The following is a 4,790-nucleotide window of genomic DNA, read 5'->3' as shown; positions in this document are numbered from 1 at the left end:
TTAGGCGGCTGTTGAGAGCGGCGGTGCTCCGCGTCGCCCAAGCCTTGCGCCACTCCTGCTCATGTGAAGGCTTTCCGACGACGACCCATGCGCAAGCGGCGCCGTCCTCCGCGGGCCGTCGTCCGAAACCCTTCACACTAAGAGACCTGAGCACCTGCAGCAACGCATGAAGAGAAAGAATCCGGCGACCGCGTCATCATTCCGGCGACACCAAGAATCCGGCGTCCATCAACTGCATCTTCTCCTCATTCGCCTGCGCGTATCTCTTGGTCCACTGCAAGGGCATTAAAAACACTCCCTCGGTGGCGCCGAAACTCTTCAGTCGCCCCATGCAAAGCGTCCAGAAGCTCGTCACAGGTAAGTCAAGCCGGCGCCATCTCTCAAGCTCTGACGCTGTCCGTTCCAGTCTTAGAGCTACATGGCGCTCGCGATTCCATTTGAGCTTGGAGAGCGGAAGACCCACCACTTCCGTATGCGGAGCGTCAAATTCCGAGAAATCAAGCATCCACTCGGTGCTCTGTGAAGCCGCCACAGCCCATTGCGCGCAGCGCCGCAGACGTTGGGTGAGAGGATCATCGCCCACAGCACGATCGGCCAAGATCGGCTTGACCCACAGGCCGCCGATCATCGGGGAGCCTTTTACGATCACCTCTCTGAGAACTGTTTGTGTGGCGATTGTCATCGAGTCGGGTGACTCGACATTGTCCAGTACAACCCCTTCAAGCTCGACACCCGGCATAACGTGGACCACAGCCGTGCAATGAGAAAACGAGCAATTTCTGACACGTACCGGCGCATCCGGCGGGTCGCCCGGGCCGATGGCGATCGACAATTCTGTGTTCACGAAACTCGCATTCTCCAACACTCGCGGCTTGCCGCGTCCTGGTCCCCTGAGAGCGCGAAGAGCCTCCAAATTGTCACTCATCTGTGTATGCCTTTCACCGATCTAAATTGCAGTCATCCTATCCCCGATACCAAAGATGCAGGCTCGAAGCGTTAACTCCTTAATGAATTCAAGTTCTAGTTGCGCTGCAGGAATTGGATCCGATGCCCCTTGTGCGGTGCGTAAACTGCACAGGAAAGGCAAGGGGCCGGCAGAGATCGCCGCAGCTTTGGCGGGTCCCGCATGAGCATCTGACGGGCATTAAAGTGAAGAGGGCGGAGCTGCGCGGCATCAGATACAGACCCAGCAGTATAGCCGTTCGCCCCTGTTACGGGCGCGGCGGGCCAGTTTAGCTAATTCACTGAGCCACGGGCCAAGCCCCTCCGGGTCGGCGTCGGCCAGCGCAGTCTGCAACTCGTCGGTCAACGTCACCACCATGAGCGCGCCGTCGTCCTCGACCGCCAGTGGCTTGCCCGCACGCGGCCCCTGGTCGATTTCCTCATCGTCCCGACCAGTGAGCCGCGCTTCCAGGTTACCGAGCGTGAACGGGTCTATGACTTTCGTCCGAAACGTGTCGAACGCCGGCAGCGGCGGCGTATCCTTGGACGGTGCGCCTGGCCCACCGATGCGATTGAGCGCCGTCGCCGCAACCTCGTCTGAAGAGGCAGAAAAGTAGTCATAGAGAACACCCACGCCGGATCTCCTCACATCTGCAGCAGGATTTGGGGATGTTTTGCGCCAGATTCGGTCTTTGCTGAGGCGTCGCCCGCCCTATGGTCAGTCCCTGTCACCTCACCGCTTTCGCGGGTTACCATGCCGCAGGGGGCGACCTTAGTACCCCCCTCAGGTCGTCATTCCCCCAGCGCCAGCAAAACGCCATCGGGCGTTGGAAATTTCCTTAAAGCTCGGGTTGGCGCTGGCCAGCAGCGTTAAAAGAGGTAGGGCCCATTCGGCGACCTCGGCCAGGGCACTGAGTGCCAATGCCGCGACAACTTCCGCAACGGGTCAAGGGACTAAACCGCTCGCGCGGTAGAACGCCGCGGCTAGCGGCGGATGACCGCCGACAGCCCCGTGGATCTCCTCGACACCGTAGCCGGCCGCATGGCCGTCCTGTGCCTCAGCGCTGCCGTTGTCCCGCTGGTCATCTTCAACCTTGTCATGCTCGTCCGCAGCACGAAGAAAGAAGGAAAGCAATGCTGACGCCGGCAGCCACGGGCACGCCCGCCAACCAGGAACGCTAGGGGCCTGCCTTGGCCGCCTGCACGGCTTTTCTGCAACAGCGATCCGGCTGGAATTGGCCTCAACGGTTTTTTTCCATTTTCTCCTTCGACCAACCGACGCCACCGAATCGATCCATAGTTGTTCAACTCCTCATCACAATTTTGTAACAGAGCAACTTTAGCGTATGTTGTTTGTCGCGAAGTCTTTTTCGACGCGCGACGATATGTTTTTGGGGCTGCGTTGGAAGCCCGCTGGTGCGCCGGGCATATCCATTTGCAGAGTGCCGGAAAATAGTCGGAGGAAGCGATGAAGGCGGTAGCATTTGCCAACAACGATATGGCAGTCGTGGCATGGACGATGGGCGGCAGGCTGCCGAATTGCCTCGGCTTTGCAATATATCGCATCGATGTTCGTGCGGGGACCGAGACCTGCCTGCCGGCCATGGCGACGTTCTCGGGTCAGCAGGCCACGCCGGGGCGCACAACCGCCGACGATCCGGTGCAGAAGTTTTTCTGGAAAGATGTCTACGCCAAGCGCGGCGGCACCTATAAGTACAAGATCGTTCCGATGACCGGCGCTCCCGGCAAGCTGCAACCAATGCCGTATGGCCCTGTGATCTCCATGCGCTCGAACTGCACATCATCAAGCCAGGCGATCCGCTTCGCCTTGATCTCGCCGGTGACATGATTGAAGCGCTCACCGCCCTGTCGGACGAAGCCGCGAGCGACGGAGGCGATGTCTATTGCGCGCTCTACGAGTTTCAAGATCCCGAAGCGATCGCGCATCTCGCCGCCCTGAAGAACAGAGCGCATGTCATTCTCTCCAACATGCCGGGCACCACGGACGACAAGGAGAAGACAAACGACACCTATGCGCCGGAGCGAAAGCAGATTCACGCTGCCGGCGCGGACGTCATTGACCGTTTCATGCCGGGCGGCCATATCGGCCACAACAAATTCCAGGTGCTCGACAAGGGCGGGCCGCAGGCCGTGTTGTTCGGTTCGACCAACTGGACCTCGCACGGATTGTGCGCCCAGACCAACAATTCGGTCATCGCGCGTTCGCCAGGGCTGGCGTCAGCCTACAAGGCCTATTGGGACAGACTCAAAGCGGACACCCAGCCAGCCGGCACGAACGGCAAGGCGCAACAGTCCAGCGAATTCCGGGGCGAGAACGCAAAGCCGATTCCGTCGATTGCGCTCGAGGACGGCAGCGGTACGGTCGATCTTTGGTTCTCGCCCAATACGCCAAAAGCGCGCGGCAGGAACCATGGCCCGGACGAAACACGGCCGCCTGATTTGACCGAAGTCTTCGACATCATCGCCAATGCGCAGCAGGCCATCCTGTTCCTCGTGTTCCAGCCGGGCTCGCCCAGCATCGTCGATGCCGTGGCGGACGCCCTGAAGGCCAAGCCATCGCTGTTCGTGCGCGGCGCGGTCACCGCTTCGCAGGCGTCGGGCGAATTCTATACGGCGATCCATGGCGGCGGCGACAACGGCAAGCCCGCGAAGCACCAGAAGGGCGATCCGCTCCTACCGCAAGATTACCGTGTGATCCGGGCGCAGGGCATCACCGCGGACGACGCTTTCGGCCAGTGGGAAAAGGAACTGAACCAGGCCGGTCACGCGATCATCCATGACAAGATCGTCGTGGTTGATCCGTTTTCCGACAATTGTGTTGTGGTGACCGGCAGCCACAACGATGGCTACGCCGCCTCCTATAACAACGACGAGAACATGGCAATCATCCACAACCATCGTGCGATCGCCGAAGCCTATGCTGCGCATTGCCTCGATGTCTACGATCACTACGCCTGGCGCTACTGGCTGAGCACAGAGCAAGAAAAGGCTTGGCATTTTCTTGCCACGGACGACAACTGGCAGAACTCGTATTTTACGCCGGACAACCAGGTCAAATCGGCCGAACTTGCTTTCTGGCTCGGCGCCACGCCGGCGGCGGACGCACTGACGACGCCAAACGACAACGCGGCCGCGCGCCCACGCCCGGCCCTGCAGGCGGCAACCGGCGGGATTACGCCGGCGGTCGGTCCGCACTCGGCGGCCGCTCATCGAAGCCGAAAGCCCGCAGTTCGCCCGCGCGTCAAACGACGCAAAGGCTCCTGAATGCGGGGGTAGTCACAGGACGCGCAAGCAAATCACGAATATGGCCTGCGTCATCTCTTGCTGGGCGACAATTGCGCATACGCACGATCGCACGTGGGGAGTCCCACGATCAGGCAAGGCTGCCCTTCTCGCTCTAGCGAATATGGACCTTCAGTTCGAGCACCTGCTTGAAGATCATCCAGTCGTCCGTGAACAATTCTCAAGCTATTGAGATTGATCTGCTTTCGAGAATCGAGCGGCGTTTGAGATTGCAAGCTTTGGCGGTTTAAGGGCTGGAAAGCTTGCAATTTCGTTTTTGGATTTCGTCCGAATCGCCAGACGTGATTCCGTCGTTGCATCGGAGGAAACGATGCGACCCAGGGAACGACGCGAGACGGGACAGACCGACCTGCTGCGCTCGCGGCTGGACGCGATCATCGACATGGAGCACGCGCTGGTGAAACTGGCGCGGTCGATCGACTGGCGGTTTCTCGAAGAGCGGTTCGGCGCGGTCTATGAGGACAAGCCCGGGCGGCCGCCGCTGCCGACCCGTCTGATGGCGGGGCTCGCCATTCTCAAACACA

The 4,790-nt window shown here is 60.2% G+C and carries 5 protein-coding genes and 1 pseudogene; 4 read left to right on the top strand and 2 right to left on the bottom strand.

Going from position 1 to position 4,790, the window contains the following annotated elements:
- Nucleotides 1-196: 196 nt before the first annotated feature.
- Together JOY90_RS02855 and JOY90_RS02850 are read right to left on the bottom strand one after the other, a co-directional pair.
- Nucleotides 197-925, bottom strand: coding sequence for a hypothetical protein (locus JOY90_RS02855; RefSeq protein ID WP_291689656.1), 729 nt, complete (start codon nucleotides 923-925; stop codon nucleotides 197-199).
- Between the two features lie 249 nt (nucleotides 926-1,174).
- Nucleotides 1,175-1,576, bottom strand: a complete 402-nt coding sequence (locus JOY90_RS02850; protein WP_291689655.1) for a hypothetical protein — start codon at nucleotides 1,574-1,576, stop codon at nucleotides 1,175-1,177.
- Between the two features lie 360 nt (nucleotides 1,577-1,936).
- On the opposite strand from JOY90_RS02850, the gene JOY90_RS02845 reads away from it, so the two are divergent.
- The 4 genes and pseudogenes from JOY90_RS02845 to JOY90_RS02830 all read left to right on the top strand — a co-directional run.
- Nucleotides 1,937-2,083: a hypothetical protein gene (locus JOY90_RS02845; RefSeq protein WP_291689654.1), complete on the top strand. Its 147-nt coding sequence runs from the start codon at nucleotides 1,937-1,939 to the stop codon at nucleotides 2,081-2,083.
- Nucleotides 2,084-2,410: 327 nt separating this feature from the next.
- Nucleotides 2,411-2,791, top strand: a complete 381-nt coding sequence (locus tag JOY90_RS02840) for a hypothetical protein (RefSeq protein ID WP_291689653.1) — start codon at nucleotides 2,411-2,413, stop codon at nucleotides 2,789-2,791.
- Nucleotides 2,788-4,227, top strand: coding sequence for a phospholipase D-like domain-containing protein (locus tag JOY90_RS02835; protein ID WP_291689652.1), 1,440 nt, complete (start codon nucleotides 2,788-2,790; stop codon nucleotides 4,225-4,227). The genes JOY90_RS02840 and JOY90_RS02835 overlap by 4 nt, the downstream gene beginning before the upstream one ends.
- A 349-nt stretch (nucleotides 4,228-4,576) precedes the next feature.
- Nucleotides 4,577-4,790: pseudogene (locus JOY90_RS02830) on the top strand (IS5/IS1182 family transposase); the annotation flags it as partial.

Source organism: Bradyrhizobium sp. (assembly GCF_019242285.1).
Taxonomy (GTDB): domain Bacteria; phylum Pseudomonadota; class Alphaproteobacteria; order Rhizobiales; family Xanthobacteraceae; genus Bradyrhizobium.
The sequence above is the reverse complement of the archived record's forward strand: the minus strand, read 5'-3'. Positions and strand labels throughout refer to the sequence as shown.

Excerpts from the sequence above, each read along its gene's own strand:
- JOY90_RS02855 (WP_291689656.1), bottom strand. The coding sequence starts at position 925 with ATGAGTGACAATTTGGAGGCTCTTCGCGCTCTCAGGGGACCAGGACGC.
- JOY90_RS02840 (WP_291689653.1), top strand. The coding sequence starts at position 2,411 with ATGAAGGCGGTAGCATTTGCCAACAACGATATGGCAGTCGTGGCATGG.
- JOY90_RS02845 (WP_291689654.1), top strand. The coding sequence starts at position 1,937 with ATGACCGCCGACAGCCCCGTGGATCTCCTCGACACCGTAGCCGGCCGC.
- JOY90_RS02835 (WP_291689652.1), top strand. The coding sequence starts at position 2,788 with ATGATTGAAGCGCTCACCGCCCTGTCGGACGAAGCCGCGAGCGACGGA.